The sequence below is a fragment of the Nostoc sp. genome (assembly GCF_036917355.1).
Lineage (GTDB): Bacteria > Cyanobacteriota > Cyanobacteriia > Cyanobacteriales > Nostocaceae > Nostoc.
The window spans coordinates 64,616-81,134 of sequence record NZ_JBALDP010000071.1; the positions used below are offsets into that span (position 1 = coordinate 64,616).

General features: G+C 40.8%; 11 protein-coding genes and 1 pseudogene. 8 read left to right on the plus strand and 4 right to left on the minus strand.

Going from position 1 to position 16,519, the window contains the following annotated elements; all coding sequences use genetic code 11:
- The first annotated feature begins 534 nt into the window (after window positions 1-534).
- Window positions 535-1,704 carry a homocysteine biosynthesis protein gene (locus V7K53_RS23390; RefSeq protein ID WP_335199932.1) on the plus strand — a complete coding sequence of 390 codons (1,170 nt, stop codon included), beginning with the start codon at window positions 535-537 and terminating at the stop codon, window positions 1,702-1,704.
- Window positions 1,705-1,786: 82 nt separating this feature from the next.
- Here V7K53_RS23390 and V7K53_RS23395 read toward each other — a convergent pair whose 3' ends face one another.
- Window positions 1,787-2,812 (minus strand): hypothetical protein, encoded by a 1,026-nt coding sequence (locus tag V7K53_RS23395; RefSeq protein ID WP_335199933.1) that lies wholly within the window; start codon window positions 2,810-2,812, stop codon window positions 1,787-1,789.
- Window positions 2,813-3,190: 378 nt separating this feature from the next.
- Between V7K53_RS23395 and V7K53_RS23400 the strand changes: the two genes are divergently transcribed.
- Complete coding sequence (locus tag V7K53_RS23400) at window positions 3,191-4,084, plus strand: tetratricopeptide repeat protein (RefSeq protein WP_335189847.1); 894 nt, start codon at window positions 3,191-3,193, stop codon at window positions 4,082-4,084.
- A gap of 126 nt (window positions 4,085-4,210) precedes the next feature.
- Here the strand turns inward: V7K53_RS23400 and V7K53_RS23405 are convergent, their stop codons facing one another.
- Window positions 4,211-4,831: a TMEM165/GDT1 family protein gene (locus tag V7K53_RS23405; protein ID WP_335199934.1), complete on the minus strand. Its 621-nt coding sequence runs from the start codon at window positions 4,829-4,831 to the stop codon at window positions 4,211-4,213.
- A gap of 573 nt (window positions 4,832-5,404) precedes the next feature.
- Window positions 5,405-6,364: a protochlorophyllide reductase gene (locus V7K53_RS23410; RefSeq protein ID WP_335199935.1), complete on the minus strand. Its 960-nt coding sequence runs from the start codon at window positions 6,362-6,364 to the stop codon at window positions 5,405-5,407.
- Window positions 6,365-6,788: 424 nt separating this feature from the next.
- Here V7K53_RS23410 and V7K53_RS23415 point away from each other — a divergent pair, with 424 nt between their 5' ends.
- The 5 genes from V7K53_RS23415 to V7K53_RS23435 all read left to right on the plus strand — a co-directional run bounded on the left by V7K53_RS23415 (window position 6,789) and on the right by V7K53_RS23435 (window position 13,639).
- Window positions 6,789-8,195, plus strand: a complete 1,407-nt coding sequence (locus tag V7K53_RS23415) for an AAA-like domain-containing protein (RefSeq protein ID WP_335199936.1) — start codon at window positions 6,789-6,791, stop codon at window positions 8,193-8,195.
- A 139-nt stretch (window positions 8,196-8,334) separates the two neighbouring features.
- Window positions 8,335-9,918, plus strand: a complete 1,584-nt coding sequence (locus V7K53_RS23420; RefSeq protein WP_335199937.1) for an AAA-like domain-containing protein — start codon at window positions 8,335-8,337, stop codon at window positions 9,916-9,918.
- 195 nt (window positions 9,919-10,113) lie between these two features.
- On the plus strand, window positions 10,114-12,276 hold the full coding sequence (gene recQ / locus V7K53_RS23425) for a DNA helicase RecQ (protein ID WP_335199938.1): 2,163 nt from the start codon (window positions 10,114-10,116) through the stop codon (window positions 12,274-12,276).
- A 43-nt stretch (window positions 12,277-12,319) separates the two neighbouring features.
- Complete coding sequence (locus V7K53_RS23430; protein WP_335199939.1) at window positions 12,320-12,871, plus strand: hypothetical protein; 552 nt, start codon at window positions 12,320-12,322, stop codon at window positions 12,869-12,871.
- A gap of 195 nt (window positions 12,872-13,066) precedes the next feature.
- The gene (locus tag V7K53_RS23435; RefSeq protein ID WP_335199940.1) at window positions 13,067-13,639 is read left to right on the plus strand and encodes a Uma2 family endonuclease; all 573 of its coding nucleotides are present in this window, start codon (window positions 13,067-13,069) and stop codon (window positions 13,637-13,639) included.
- 138 nt (window positions 13,640-13,777) lie between these two features.
- Here the strand turns inward: V7K53_RS23435 and V7K53_RS23440 are convergent, their stop codons facing one another.
- Complete coding sequence (locus V7K53_RS23440) at window positions 13,778-13,945, minus strand: hypothetical protein (RefSeq protein ID WP_335199941.1); 168 nt, start codon at window positions 13,943-13,945, stop codon at window positions 13,778-13,780.
- A gap of 735 nt (window positions 13,946-14,680) precedes the next feature.
- On the opposite strand from V7K53_RS23440, the pseudogene V7K53_RS23445 reads away from it, so the two are divergent.
- Window positions 14,681-15,919 (plus strand): annotated as a pseudogene (locus tag V7K53_RS23445) (glycosyltransferase family 4 protein); the annotation flags it as partial.
- Window positions 15,920-16,519 lie beyond the last annotated feature (600 nt).

Below are 16,519 nucleotides of genomic sequence, written 5' to 3' on the forward strand. Positions count from 1 at the left end.
AAAGCAACTTTTTTTTGCTTATGCTTCGCTTCTATTAACGCTCTTAAATAATTTCTACCTTCTCAAAACTTTCTAGTATCTGCTATTAACTCTCACTTTGCGATTGACTAGTTGGCTTATAATGCTTTACAAAAACCAGAAATGTTTCTTTCGGTTGACGTAAAATTATTTAAGTCCAGTAAGTCCACTTAATCCTAACCATACATACATTTGATTGATAATGCAAGGCTTTCTTTATGGTAATTTTACGTAGAATAAAAACTATTTTGGATATAGGTAGCTTGTTTGACCCAAAAAATCTATCATTTTAATTTTGCAATACTTGAATTATTTTTTGGAATCTATCTTTATTCGGGGTAAGCTGTCGCGCAGAGATTGGCGATCGTTATTTGGAGATGAAATTATTCAAAAGCCTCGATCGTCAGCGCTCACAAAGAGCAATGAAAATTTCTTTTCCCTACTCCCTAGTTACAGACGCGATTAATCGTGTTTCTCCCTATTCACCATTCAGCAGGAAGCGCAAGCACTGAGAAGATGCGAACAATTGCAGAAATTAATGAGAAAATTAAGCGCCAACGTGCGGTGGTGTTGACAACTGAAGAATTAAAAGCACGAGTTGTAGAAATCGGTGTTACTAAAGCCGCTAAAGAAGTTGATGTAATTACCACTGGTACTTTTGAGCCGATGGAATCAAGTGGTGCAATTATCAATCTGGGACATACCGATCCCCCAATCAAAATTCGCCGTTGTTGGTTAGATGGCGTGCCAGCATACTCTGGTTTTGGGGCAGTAGATTTATATTTGGGTGCGAGTTGCGCTGTGGAGACGACGGATGGGGAAGAAGTGCGAGAACGTGGTGGCGGTCATGTAATCGAAGATTTGATCGCTGGTAAATCTATACACGTGAAAGCGCAAGGACAAGTAACAGATTGTTACCCCAGGGCAAATTTTGAAACTACAATTACCAGTGACACAATTAATCAGTTTTATTTATTCAATCCGCGCAATCTTTATCAAAATTTTATTGTTGGTGTAAATGGTGGCGATCGCCCCCTCTTCACCTATCTCGGCCCTTTACAACCGCGTTTGGGGAATGCTGTTTATTCTAACCCAGGTGCGATTTCCCCCTTACTCAACGATCCCGATTTGCAACTCGTTGGTATAGGTACTCGAATTTTTTTAGGCGGCGGTATTGGTTATGTCGCTTGGGAAGGCACTCAGCACTTCCCCTTACAAAAGCGTTTAGCTAATCGTACACCGATTGGGCCTTCTGCAACTTTAGCTTTAATTGGTGATGCCAAGCAAATGGATGCTCATTGGGTGCGGGGGTGTTACTTCAAAAGTTATGGCCCCTCATTGATGTTAGGGGTTGGTGTACCACTACCTGTATTAAATGAACAAGTAATTGAACATTGTGCCGTCCAAGACCGAGACTTAGTAGCCCCAATAGTAGATTTTTCCATTCCCCGGCGCGTACGTCCCACCTTTGGTTTAGTGAGTTACGCCCAACTCAAATCTGGGTGGCTCACTATAGAGGGCAAAGCAGTACGCTCTGCCCCCTTAGCGAGTTTGTTCTTTTCTAGACAAGTCGCCCTAGAGTTGAAAAAGTGGATCGAAGCAGGTACGTTTACCCTGACAGAACCAGTTTCTCCAATTTCGATGGAGCGATCTTTTCTACCCCAAGACCGTCGGACGGATTTTTGATTGGAGCAGGGGAGCGGGGGAGAAGTTGCAGTAAGTTTTTCCCCTCTGCCCCTCTGCCCCTCTGCCTCTTATGCCCCATTCCCTACTCTTGAGTCGGTTTCGGTCGCTTGATCGGTTTAGGAGCGGGTGTTCTTGGTATAGGTTTTGACACCACTGAAGTGTCGCCGCCTGTACTTGTTTTCTTGATAGGACGAGGAGTTTCGCCAGTGCGTCTGGGGGGGAATGGTTTTCTACCACCAGCACCACCAATGCCAGCACGAGGCCCACTTTTAAATGGTGGTTTGCGTTTTTTGGGCAAATCAGCGATCGCTTCAGCTTTTTCTACTACTAAAACGTCTGCTTCTCGCTTGGCTTGGAAGTCCCAGAATTTTCCCACTGCTTTGGTAGTTAGCACACCCCTCAATTTCAACTTAAAATATTTGGGTTTGTCAGTTGATTTGCGTGGAGCCTGCCTAATTTTGACTACCAAGCTTTTAGCATCAAAAGATTGGTATACTACTTCACCACGAACAGAAAAACCACCATCTGCAACTTCTGATGAAGGTCTGGGGGCAGTTGTATTTAGTTCAGAGTTCTCGGATAAGCCATCATCGAGTGTCTCTAACTCTTGCAACTCAAAATCCGATTCGTCCTCATCTGTTGAGTTTTTAGCCAGATTTTCTGGCTCCCAAACTCCGACGATTTGGATGTGCAAGGTGTCATTTTCTTGTCTAGTACGTGGATATACTACCCACAAGTGTTCTTTTTCTAAGTCTAGATGATTCTTGACTAAGCTCATAATCCGGCCTAGGAGGACGGCATTGAGTTCTACACCATCTGGAGTCAGCAGCGTACCTTGAGTAAATTGTTCGCTGCTAGCATGATAGCGACCCCGGACTAAGCCGATCGCTCGATACTGCATCGGTTCGCTGGGAGGTGGAATCGGTTGCTGGCGATTAATCAAGTTCCCATTTGCGTCAGTCTCGCTGGTGTTGACAGGCAAATTGTCAACTTGTTTAGAGGACTGGGCTGCTATATGAACATTAGCGGCTGCCTCTACATTAGTTGGGCCCTGGTTAGAGGCAGAAGAATTGGAAGATTCAGGCAACGGCATCAGGTCGGAATTCATAAAAACTCCTTGCGGCGGAGACACATCCCATTGTGGGATTTTACAAAGGCAGCTGGAAAGAGCATTTGTGCGACTGATGAAAGTATATTGGCTTTTCACAAAATCACACTAGGGTACTCTATACAATCCTAAAGGCGCTAAATTTAATGTATAAACACTAAATGTCTAATTTAGCGGCTTTACACTAGTTTCGGAAGCATATCATAGCTACAATTCTGACGGCTCCTCCTAAAGTCATCACTTACTTTAGCAGTGTGGATAGTTAATTGTTATAAAATTCACAGGCAATTGGCGGTATTCCGCAAAGTTTTGGAAATTTTTAACTTTACGATTTGTGTAAATGATAATGTCATTAAAATTTAGGAGAAAGACAAAACCGTGTCTCAACCGCGCAATCGTTGGATAGTTCAAGTCGTCTTAGCGGTGGCAATTCTTGCTTTTGTGGGTGTTTCGGTGATTCCCATAATTGGAGCATTTAATAATACGCCACCCTCAAGTCAGAATACTGCTAACACCAGAGGCAGTTTGTCCTCCGCTGACCAAAAATCAAAACTGGAAGACGAAGCACGGGGTTATGAACAGGTTTTGCAACGAGAACCAGAAAATCAGACTGCGCTTAAGGGTCTGTTACAGGCGCGGCTGCAATTACTGAGTCAAAAAGATAAAAGTGAGGTTAAACCAGCTGATATCCAAGTTGTCATTGAACCCCTAGAAAAGCTAGCAAAGCTGAATCCCGAACAGTCAGAATATTCAGTGTTACTAGCTCAAGCAAAACAGCAAATTGGCGATCGCGAAGGAGCCGCTCAAGCTTATCGCTCGATTTTGTCCACGAAACCAGGTGATTTGAAGGCTTTGCAAGGAATGGTGGCTCTATTGATCAGTCAGCAACGCCCGGAAGCAGCCATTGGTTTGTTGCAAGAAACCCTCTCTAATGCAGCCCAAGCAAATACAATTCAGCCTGGAAGTGTAGATATAGTAGCCGTGCAGGTGCTGTTAGGTTCTGTTCATGCTTCCCAGAAACGCTACGCTCAAGCTAGCTCTGTATATGACCAGGCAATTAAGAAAGATCCCAAGGATTTTCGTCCCGTCGTGGCAAAAGCGATGCTCCTGAAACAACAGGGCAAAGATGCAGATGCAAAACCTTTATTTGATAGTGCCGCAGCTTTAGCACCTGCTAAGTACAGAGACGAAATTAAGAAGGCAGGAACGGTTTCTCCCATTCCTAAATCTGCTACCTCTCCTGCATCTTCAGTGGGAAATACTCCCAAGTAATGGGTATTGGGGAAGAGGAAGCAGGTGGTCACTGAGCGTAGTCGAAGTGAGGCAGGAGTGAGAAGTTCTTTAATTTTGAATTTTGAATTTTGAATTTTGAATTGATTTCTCCCCTGCTTCTTCCCCTCACGCTCCTTCAATGGCAGCAACAATACCAAAGACTAAAAACAGGCATCCGCCAACCAGGGTGAGTTGACGCTCAGAAATGCGTCCGGCAATCATTTTGCCGCCGATAACTGCGATCGCAGCACAAATGGAATGTCCTAAAATTGCACCTATTGTCACTCCAATGGGATTATTACCAGCGGCTAGGGCAATGGTGGCAATTTGGGTGCGATCGCCCCACTCTGCCATAAATGTCAACACAAAGGCTTCTACGACAATTGCCAACTTAGTCTTTTGCTTTGGTAACTGCAAATCTGCTTGTTTCACCGCAGCTTCAGCTTCTTCCACAACTTCTGTATCACAAGCAGCCGAGGACATCTTACTAGCGTCATACAACAGCTTGATACCGAAGGCAATAAATAAAGCTATTTCGGCGTAATGAATATAAACTTTTGGCAACAAAGATACTGCTTGTCCAAATATCACCGAAAGGATTGTCATCGCCGCCAAAGCAGCTGTCACACCTATAAATACCAGCCGCCGCGGGTGGTGCATCGCCAAAATTACAGCAATAAAAAATGTTTTATCACCTAGTTCTGAAACTGTAATTAGTAATAAACCTGCGGTAAAAGCTGTTAACACTCTCTCAAGCTCCTGAAGAATCGTTTACCGATGTGAAGCTTGATGAGAGCCAAAAGACCTCACCAAGTTTACACTTTTCGGTGTGAACTTAGTGAAGGTCTCGCTTTCAAATATTGATTATTTGCCACCTGAACCAGGCTCATCGCCAGTATGTTGATTCAGATGTACTGGCTTTCAAGTTTTTTGCCAGCAGCTACTCCCCTTCTATGCGTCCGTCATTATACATATTTTCGATGTATTAAGTCAAGAGAGTAGGCAATATAGAGGTATAACTGTAGAGTGAAGCGGTACATACAGACTGATTCAGGGCTTACTGAGGTAAAAATTCATCATCTGTGACTTCTGCTAGCTGGTATGGGCAGTTCAAAGGAAAAGATTTGATTAACAAGCCAGTTTCAGCTTTTGCTGCTTAACCGCTTGTGTATAACACTCAGCAAAAACTTAAGGCATTTACTAAAGTCAGAGGTGACGTAATAATCACCTCAAGCATTACTTACCTGCACAATAATGCCAATTCATTCAAAAAAATGAATTTATGAATCATGCACAAAAGTAACGCCACCTCCTTTTCCGTCATGCAAGTCCAACTAATTTGGCGCTTAGTTCCCACATGCGATCGCCTTTGTCGTCATCACGGGCTTGAGGAGAGACTTTTTGCACAAAAGACTTGCCATCTTTCTTCTGGCGATTTCCCCAACTCCAATAGACACCAGATTGATTATACTCAGGATCGGCAACCACGGCAGCAACCCGTTCTCCCGCCAACTCCTGAGACACATATCCCCCAGTGATGTACTTCTGGAATAATGGAAAGATTTTCTGAAACAGGGGATAGTGGTTTCTAAATAGCGGCGTTTCTGCAACACATCCCGGATAAAGAGAATTGAAGACGATACCGGTTGACTTGTGATAGCGCTCGTGCAGTTCCCGCATAGTCAGCACATTGCAAACCTTGCTGTCTTTGTAAGCTTTGACTGGTTCAAATTTCTTGCCATCAATCATCGATATTGGCTCTTTAAACCCTTCTGCAAAGCCTTGCAAATCGCCCAAGTCGGGACGTGGTGGAATTTTCCCACCCAGTTCGTCTGGATTGTGCGTGACTGTTCCTAAAATTACCAGCCTTGGCTCTAAAGATGATTTCTTCAGATCCTCTATCATCAAGTTGCACAATAGGAAATGCCCCAGATGATTAGTAGTGACAGTTAACTCGTAACCTTCTGGACTGCGTAACGGCTCTTTGATTAAGGGCATATAAATTGCAGCGTTGCACACCAAAGCGTCTAAAGACTTTCCAGTGGCTCGGAAGTTCTTCACAAATTGTCGAACACTTTCCAAGGAGCCAAGGTCAATATGTATGCTGGTATAACTGTTGTAGGGGATTTCCACATCCTGAGCAGCTTTTTGTGCCTTCGCTAAATCCCGACATGCCAGTATCACATACCATCCTTTATCAGCAAGAGCTTTTGCAGCATACAAGCCCACCCCCGAAGATGCACCCGTAATTACAACCGTTGGCTTCTGATGTTGTTCCATTGTGTTCGCACTCCATTGACTATCTCTAGGATCTCACACCAGTGAGCCACGATCGTCATCAGCTTTTTCAAGGCTGCATTAGGCTGAACTAACTTCGTACTCTAAATAGCAGAGACTAATGGTCAATAAAAAGTATATAATTATACAAAAATGGCTCAAAAAATATAATTACAATAATATTTGTGATTTACTAATAGAGTTTAAAATTGTATCAATGCAATCTTGAATTTTTCTGGTTTCAAGTATTTTTTCAGATGTATATTATTATTACTGGGCCAAAAATTATATAGCGTTTCCTAATTATATAAGGTACATCATAGTCACTTTCTCGCTTGTGGGGAGGTGATTTAGGTGGGTTTTCATACCTTACTCAACGGATAACCGCTATAAGTAAATTGCCTACCTGTTTAACAATTTATACACTGTGGATAAGCTTCTACAATCTGTAAAAAAAATTCTCCAAGACAAGCCTCTCGATTCAATTCAGTGGTTTGTACTCTATCAATCGTGGTTGGGTAAAACTTATGGTGAGATGGCAGAGGTGTCAGGCTACGGTAACAATTACATCAAGGAAGTTGGTTCTGAGTTGTGGCAAGACCTTTCTATAGCACTTGGAAAAAGAATAACGAAAAAAAATCTGCATTTAGCCTTAAATAAACATTTGCAAGACGAGATAGGTAATCAAGAAAATCAGATCCAAGAAAAGTTCGGTCAAGAATCTAGCTTAGAAATGGTTTCTCCAGACTTTTTTTCAGCAAGCAAGATAGAATTTCCTAGCGGCCCTGTAGCACTAGATTCTCCTCTTTACATCAATCGCCCTTCCCTGGAAGAACTTGTTTGTAATGAGGTTTTACACCCTGGTTGCTTAATCCGGATCAAAGCACCTAGAAAGATGGGAAAAAGTTCTCTGCTCAATCGGATGATTGCTTTTGCTAGAGAGCAAGATTATCAAATTGTCTATTTGGACTTTCAAGAAGCTGACCAAGACGTTTTTGTTTCCTTGGATAAATTTTTGCGCTGGTTTTGTGTAAATGTTAGTAGGCAGTTAAATCTCTTTCCTTGTATAGATGATTTTTGGGATATAGAAATGGGCAGCAAGGTAAGCTGCAAAATCTATTTTGAAGCTTATCTCTTGCAATACATTAATGATAGTCCTTTAGTTTTGGCTTTGAATGAAGTCCATCGGATTTTTGAACATCCCAATATTGCCCAAGACTTTCTGCCAATGCTGCGATTTTGGCATGAACAAGCAAAGCAAGATCAGACTTGGCAAAAACTACGGATGATAGTGGTTCACACCACAGAAATTTATATTCCGCTTAAGCTCAACCAATCGCCTTTCAATGTAGGGATAACAATTACACTGCCACCATTTACCCTTAAGCAAGTACAGAGTTTAGCATTACGTTACGGACTAGATTGGGCAGGAAACTCGGAAGGCGCAAAACGCCTTGCACCCCTACAAGCAATGGTAGGAGGACATCCCTATCTGGTGAGCCTTGCATTTTATCATTTATGTCAGGGTGGAATGACGCTAGAGGTGTTATTAGAAACTGCATCTACACCAGTAGGAATTTACGGTCAGCATTTACGAGAACTGTTGACACTACTGCAAGAAGAACCAGAATTAATGTCAGCTATGCAACAGGTAATTGCAACAGATGAAAAAGTGGAGTTAGACGCGATCGCTGCTTACAAACTAGAAAGTATGGGTTTGGTTCAACTAAACGGCAATCAAGCTAGTGCCATGTGTGAATTATATCGTCTTTATTTTAGTCAACAGTTTGGAAAGCAAAATACTGCTAATGCTTCTATCAAACTTCCAAACTAGTTTTAAGAGTTCATAATAAGTACTATAGTTTTTACTATGAACCTAATATTTCATCGAAATTATGAGCATTTTATCAAATTTACCTATGGACATTTATTAATTGAGATATAAAAAGAATTTAAAATTAAAAATCCATTAAATGAAAAATTATCGATACCAAGTTGGTGGTACTCTTACTAATGACGCTCCTAGCTATGTTCAGCGCCGAGCGGATGTAGAACTTTACGAAGCTTTAAAACAGGGTGAATTTTGCCACATTTTAAGCTGTAGACAAATGGGTAAATCCTCACTTATGGTAAAAACAAAGCACCGCTTGCAAAAAGAGGGCTTTAAATGTGCCACCGTTGATATGACTAATATTGGTTGTGAAAATATAACTCCAGAACAGTGGTATAAAGGAATTGTTGGCGATTTATGGTTGAGTTTTAAACTTTTAGGAAAAGTTAATTTAAAAACCTGGTGGCAAGAACAAAACGATCTTTCTTTAGTTCAGAAAACCAGTCGATTTATTTCAGACATTTTGTTAACTCAGTTTCCTAACGAAAAACTATTTATTTTTATTGATGAAGTTGATAGTATACTCAGCCTTGATTTCTCTGTTGATGACTTTTTTAATTTGATTCGGTTCTGTTACAATCAACGAGCAATAAATCCAGAGTATTATCGGATTACATTTGCCATTTTTGGGGTTGCTACACCTTCAGACTTAATTATATATCAAAATAATACTACCCCATTTAATCTTGGTAAAACTATCCAAGTAAATGGTTTCACCTTTGAAGAAGCTCAACCACTTTCTTTGGGACTAGATATTAAAGACAATCATCCTCAGAAAGTTTTGAAAGAAGTATTAGCTTGGACAGATGGGCAACCATTTCTTACTCAAAAGCTGTGTCGGCTACTTGTGAGTTTATCTCAAGATGATATGGGTAGAAAGCTGAAAATTCCCCCTGGCACAGAAGAATTTTGGATAGAAAATGTGGTGCGATCGTACATCATTGAGAAATGGGAATCACAAGACGAACCAGAGCATTTACGAACTATTCGCGATCGCATCCTCAGAAACGAAAAATTTGCCGCCAGATTGTTAGGAATTTATCAACAAATCCTCCAAGGATTGAAAGTACCAGCCGATGATAGTCGAGAACAGGTAGAACTGTTGCTGTCTGGTTTGGTAATCAAAAAACAAGGTTGTCTCCAAGTAAAAAACCGAATTTATCAAGAAGTTTTTAATTTAGAATGGGTTGGAAAAAAATTAGCTTACTTGCGCCCCTACTACGAAAGCTTTAATGCATGGGTAGCCTCAGAAGAAAAAGATAAATCTCGCCTATTACGTGGACAAGCCTTGATCGATGCTCAAACGTGGGCAAATGGTAAAAGCTTGAGCAATTTAGATTATCGCTTTTTAGCTGCTAGTGAAGAATTAGATCGGCGAGAAGTACAGCAAGCATTAGAGGCTGAACGTGCTCAAGAAGTAGAAGCACGACTTCTTGAGCAACAAAAAAGGCTGGCTCAACAAAAGAAAAATTCCACAATAGTGACACTTTTGCTCGTGGGTATGACTATCAAGTTGGTGATTTCTATAGTGTGGGGAGTATCGCTTTTACGAAAGATTGATGTTTTAGAATCACAGCTAAAATGTGCCGACTTGACTACAACCCTTCAATTTCCTGACTGTCCAAAGTCAAGAGCTGCTAGGGAAATTGAGAAGAATAATCATTAAAAACTTAGTTAGGGACTCAGCTTGAGATTGGCTAACTTTTTGTTCATCGTTAACCACTTCTCTAAACAATCTCAACAGAGTCAAAAACCTCGACTAAAGAAACGCAGTTCTGACCAAAGCTACCAATGATGTGAGTTAAAATCCTGATATCTTCAATCACTACTCACGCAGACAGGCCCCGAAAAAGCGATCGCTATGCTCCAGTATCCCCATCTCGAACAAGCGCTAAAATATCACTTCGGTTATGACCAATTCCGCCCCGGACAACGGCAAATTATCGAAGATGCGCTGCAAAATCGAGATTTAATGGTTGTGATGCCGACTGGCGGGGGGAAATCTCTATGTTTTCAGCTACCGGCATTGTTGAAAAATGGACTAACTGTGGTAGTGTCGCCGTTAATTGCTTTGATGCAAGACCAAGTAGAAGCACTGCGAAATAATAATATTAACGCGACATTTCTCAATAGCAGTTTGAATGCTTACAAAGTGCGATCGCGGGAAGAAGCCATCCTCAGTGGTAAAGTAAAATTACTCTATGTTGCTCCAGAACGTCTTCTGAGTGAGAGGTTTCTCCCATTTCTCGATTTAGTTAAAGAAAAAATCGGTATTTCTAGCTTTGCTATTGATGAAGCGCATTGTGTTTCGGAATGGGGACACGATTTTCGTCCAGAATATCGCCAGTTAAAATCTCTGCGAAAACGCTATCCTGATGTTCCTACCGTCGCCCTCACCGCGACAGCAACCGATCGCGTCCGTAGCGATATCATTCAACAACTAGGACTAAAGCAACCAAGTATTCATCTTGCCAGCTTTAACCGTGAAAATCTTTATTACGAAGTTCGTCCTAAAACTAAAAATGCTTACGCTGAATTGTTAGAACTAATTCGAGAAACTGAAGGTTCGACAATTATTTATTCTTTAACTCGGAAAAAAGTTGATGAACTTACTTTTAAACTACAAAATGATAAAGTTATTGCTCTGCCTTATCACGCCGGATTAAGTGATGAAGAACGTAGTAGTAATCAAACGCGATTTATTCGAGATGATGTCCGGGTGATGGTGGCAACAATCGCCTTTGGGATGGGAATTAATAAACCCGATGTGCGGTTGGTAGTTCATTTCGATCTGCCTAGAAACATAGAAAGTTATTATCAAGAATCGGGTAGAGCCGGTAGAGACGGAGAACCATCTCGGTGTACAATATTTTTCAGCTTTGGTGATGTTAAAACAATTGAATGGAGTATCGATCAAAAAACCGATCCTCAAGAACAGTTGATTGCCAAACAACAATTGCGGCAGACGATCGATTACGCTGAAGGCACTGATTGTCGGCGAACAATTCAACTAGGTTATTTTGGCGAAAGGTTTCCTGGGAATTGCGGTAACTGTGATAATTGTCGTTATCCTAAACCCGTGCAAGATTGGACAATTGAAGCTATGAAGTTTTTATCTTGTGTAGCGCGTTGCAAAGAAAGGTTTGGGATGCTACACATAATTGATGTGTTGCGGGGGGCAAAAAAAGACAAAATTATCCAGTACGAACACGATAAACTTTCTACTTATGGTATTGGTAAAGATAGAACTGTAGATGAATGGCGAATGTTGGGGCGATCGCTTTTACATCAAGGGTTAATAGAACAAACTAGCGATGGTTACTCAGTTTTAAAACTCAATGCCCACAGTTGGGAAGTAATGCGAAAACAGCGTACAGTTTCGCTAGCTGTAACCACAGTCCAAAAGATTACCTGGGAACAGGGGATTGAAAAAGCAGAAGTTGCAGAAATATTATTACAGAAGTTGCGATCGCTACGTAAACAATTAGCTGATGAGCAATCTGTACCACCTTACGTCATCTTCCACGATTCCACTTTAAAATTGATGGTACAGGTGCAACCCCAAAACTTAGCTGAATTTGCCAAACTTTCTGGTGTAGGTAGTCACAAACTCGCTCAATATGGCGAAAAGTTCATTACAGAAATTCGCGCCTACCGCCAAGAGAAAGGTTTGCAAAATAAATCTGCTACTTCCGTATCTTCTGTCAAATCATCTTCTTCTTACACCGAATTACAAACATTGCAATTGCATCAACAAGGTTTAAATATCGCTCAAATTGCCCAAAAGCGCAACCTTAGTCCGGCAACAGTTAGCAATCATTTAGAAAAACTAATTGATTTAAATCAGCCAGTTGATTTAAATCAATTAGTACCTTTAGAACATCAACAAAAAATTTGGCAAGTTTTAGAAGTGCTCGGTGATATTTCCCTCACTCCTATCAAAGAACAACTAGGCGAAAGCTACACTTTTGATGAAATTCGTTTAGTACGGAGTAAGTGGCGGCGCGAAAATCGCAAGAGATAATTTGCTAAGGACGAGTAATACAAACCAAAACAATCATTGTTTCATGATGAATGACAATAAAAAAATTAAGGAGGGAGAGAAATCAAAACTCTCAAATTTGCCAAAATCAATGCATTGCTTTAACTTTATATATTTGCTTTTTTGTGTTTCGCTTGTTGCATTTGGAGTCAAGTTAATATTTGCACCAGAGAAGATTACCACTTTTTCATGTGAGCGAACACCAAAGCGCGTCAATTGTCAGTTGGCTAATCGAGATTGGTGGGAGTCCTCTGTAAAAATCTATTCTGAATTAGATCTATGGATGGGCGTAAAAGTTAAGACAATTCATGATGGTGGAGACAACCGATATTATGTCAGCCCTGTTATTAAGGATGGAGAAAATTATCGCATTTCTCAACCCTCCTTCTGGCAACCATCAGCACAAAAACTTGCTGACAAAATTAATGCTTTTCTAAACGATTCTCAACAGAAAATTCTGACACTCATTGAAGATAACTCTAACCCTCTTATACTAGGTGGTTGGTTTGGCATTTTATTTGGTGCATTTTGTTTAAATCTTACAATTTGCTCATATATTTGTTTTTTGAAAAACTAGATAAGGAAGCTCAACTTAAATCTTATGATTAAAATACGGCGCTTCTGGGTTGAGTCTAATACAGACCTAACCCCTTCCCTACAAGGGAAGGGGAGTAAGATTCGTCAAAGCCTCTCCTTTTAGGAGAGAGGTCAGAGTATTTTTCATACAAACGAGAAACACTATACACAAAAGCAAGATTAAAGGAGTTAGCCAATGAGTCAGATACTTAATACAGGAGTACGCTGGACAACTCAGGATGTAGAACTGTTACCGGAAAATGAAGGGACGCGCTACGAGATAGTTGATGGAGAATTATTTATGACCAGGGCACCTCACTTTAAACATCAGCAAACTTGTGGCAAAATTTTCCAACAGCTTAACATTTGGTCAGAGTCTACTGGTTTAGGAGAAGCTGTAATCAATCCCGGCGTTTTGTTTTCAGAATCAGATAATGTGATTCCTGATGTAGTTTGGGCTACTAAAGAAACCTTGGCGCTAACATTGGATGAAGCGGGACATTTGACTGGCGCACCAGATTTAGTAGTCGAAGTTTTGTCTGCTAGCAACGAAGACCAAAGACGAGATAAGGAAGCTAAACTTAAACTTTATTCTTCCAGAGGAGTCAAAGAATATTGGATTGTTGATTGGCGATCGCGTAAACTAGAGGTCTATCGGCGCGAACAAAGTCAACTTAACTTGGTAGTAACCTTATTTAGTAGCGATAATCTCATTTCTCCGCTATTACCTGGTTTTAGCTGTATTGTAGACCAGCTTTTTCCTGTATAAATTTTAGGTTGAATGGAAAAACAACTGTCCTTCTTTTCCCAAAACAAAATATGTATAATTTCTTGTTTAGATATCGCCTTGCACCAATAACTAAGTTTTCTCCTCATCAAGGCGATATCTATAGATCGTCAGTTTACATTAAGAAAAACTGGGAATTTCAGAGTTAGAATCTTGTGATGTCATAGCAGACTTTGAAGATTCAGTGTTTTGGCGTTTGACAGGCAGAATTACAGATAGCAGCTTAGGCAGTGCTAGACAGGCAACAGTATTTAATATCGTCAGAAATATACCATCTATCAAACTCATGTATTAATCTTCTCCGTTTGAAAATTGGTGGTGACTATATTTATTAGTTTGAAACAAAATCAGTAGAATTGCGTAAAAACATAATTTAGATTTCTTTTAGAGAATATAAGCTAAATAAATATATTTTTATCAAAACAGAATTCAGGAGTCAGGTGGTCGCCCAGTCTGTCCTGAGCCTAACCGTTTGCGCAGCCTCTCGTAGAGAAAGGCGTAGTCTTTCGCGCAGCGTCTCCGGCAGGAGAGGCGAGCCAGAATTCAGTTGGGTATTTTGAACGAAAGAGCGGATAGCGTAGCGTTAGCGAGTATTTTCGAGTCGCGTCTTGACTCTGAATCCTGAATTCTGACTTCCTGCTCTGATATATGCTGTGGGGTCAAACCCCCTATTCATCAGATATATCCTCACAGAAGTTAGGGATCTTAGTCTCTAGGTAGAGAGCAAATTAAAATTGCCATATCTATTCCCATATCTATGAAATTAAAGCTAGAGATGAATGAAAAAATCTCATTTTTATCTATCAAAAGTATGAGATACGGACATAACAATTTCCTATATCTAAAGAAATTAAATATTTGTATTTAATCTAAAAGTATACTTCTGACAGAGGATGTAAAAAAAAATTAGACATAGTAAATTAAAATCAACATTAATCAAAGTTCCTAAACAATTCAGGCAAGTGTGCTATACACGTGCTTGGAACAGACTAAAACTTTGTTAAAATCAGCAACACACAAACTATGAACTCTAACACCGAAAAACGTATCGCCTTGATTTCCGTCCACGGAGACCCAGCGATTGAAATAGGGAAAGAAGAAGCTGGGGGACAAAACGTTTATGTGCGCAATGTGGGTGAAGCACTAGCGCAGCTGGGATGGCAAGTTGATATGTTTACCCGCAAAGTGAGTCTGGAGCAAGACTCGATAGTTGAACATAGCAACAATTGTCGAACTATCCGTTTAAAAGCTGGCCCCCTTGAGTTTGTGCCGCGAGATGAAATTTTTGAATATCTGCCAGAATTTGTGGATAATTTCCTCAAATTTCAAGTAAAAAATGATTTTACATACGAGTTAGTTCACACTAACTATTGGCTCTCTAGTTGGGTGGGGATGGAGTTAAATAAAATCCAAAAGAGTAAACAGGTTCACACCTACCACTCATTAGGAGCAGTAAAATATAACATTATAGAAGATATTCCTCTGATTGCTAGTCAGCGATTAGCAGTAGAAAAACAAGTGTTGGAAAAAGCAGAGCGAATTGTAGCGACAAGTCCGCAAGAACAGGAACACATGCGATCGCTAGTTTCCACAAAAGGCAATATCGACATCATTCCCTGCGGTACAGATATTCAGCGATTTGGTTCGATTGTACGAGAAGCAGCCAGGGCTGAATTGGGAATTGACAAAGAAGCCAAAGTTGTACTATACGTAGGGCGTTTTGATCAACGCAAAGGTATAGAAACGTTGGTGCGGGCAGTAAACCAGTCTGAGCTACGCGACTCCAAAAATATCCAGCTAATTATTGGTGGTGGTAGTACTCCAGGTAACAGTGACGGCATTGAGCGCGATCGCATTGAGCAAATCGTCAATGATTTGGGAATGAGCGACTTTACCACTTTTGCCGGTCGTCTGAGTCAAGATATTTTGCCAACTTATTACGCAGCTGCTGATGTTTGCGTTGTTCCCAGTCATTACGAACCCTTTGGACTAGTGGCAATCGAAGCGATGGCAAGCGGTACACCAGTTGTGGCTAGTGATGTCGGTGGACTTCAGTTTACGGTAGTTAATGAAGAAACTGGTTTATTGGCTCCACCGCAAGATGTAGATGCCTTTGCAGCTGCTATTGACCGAATTCTATTAAGTCCACAATGGCGAGATGAATTGGGTAAAGCTGGTAGAAAACGCGTCGAAACTAAGTTTAGCTGGGATGGTGTCGCAAATCAACTGAGTGAACTTTACATCCAACTGTTGCAGCCACAAGCAGTAGCGTCAACAGCAAAAGAACTAGTACACTCAACCGCCGAACTAGTGCAATCAAAAGCAAAAGAACTAGTAAACTCAACCACAGAACTAGTGCAATCAACAGCAAAAAAACCAGTTTTGGTTGCTAAATAACGCTTTTGCGTAACAGATAATGGTGAGCGAGTAACTCGGATCGTATTTTGGGTTTAACAAAATTAGAATTCAGGAGTCAGGAGCCACAAAACCCTTTCAAAGAAGCAAGCTACAGAATTAAATTCTGTGAAACTGGCGGATAGTGCAGCGTAAAGCCTGCGATATGGCAACTCTTAGAGAGGCTGCGCCAACGCTTAGAACGAGTCCGCTAGCGTCTGAATGAACGGGTTTAAGTTTCCCACGAGAGTAATTCTGACTCCTGAATTCTGAATTGTTCTTCAACTTTGGCAGCGATTGCCTGAGCTTGGAAAACTCAACACCAAAAACAAACTGTATAAAAAACGAATTTATCACTTAAACGCAGAAGCTAATCTTATGATACTTTCTGCGTTTTTTTATTCGCAGCTATCAGCAAACCAAGTAACCGCTATGATAGTTGAGGTCTGTTATGCTTTAACTAAACAA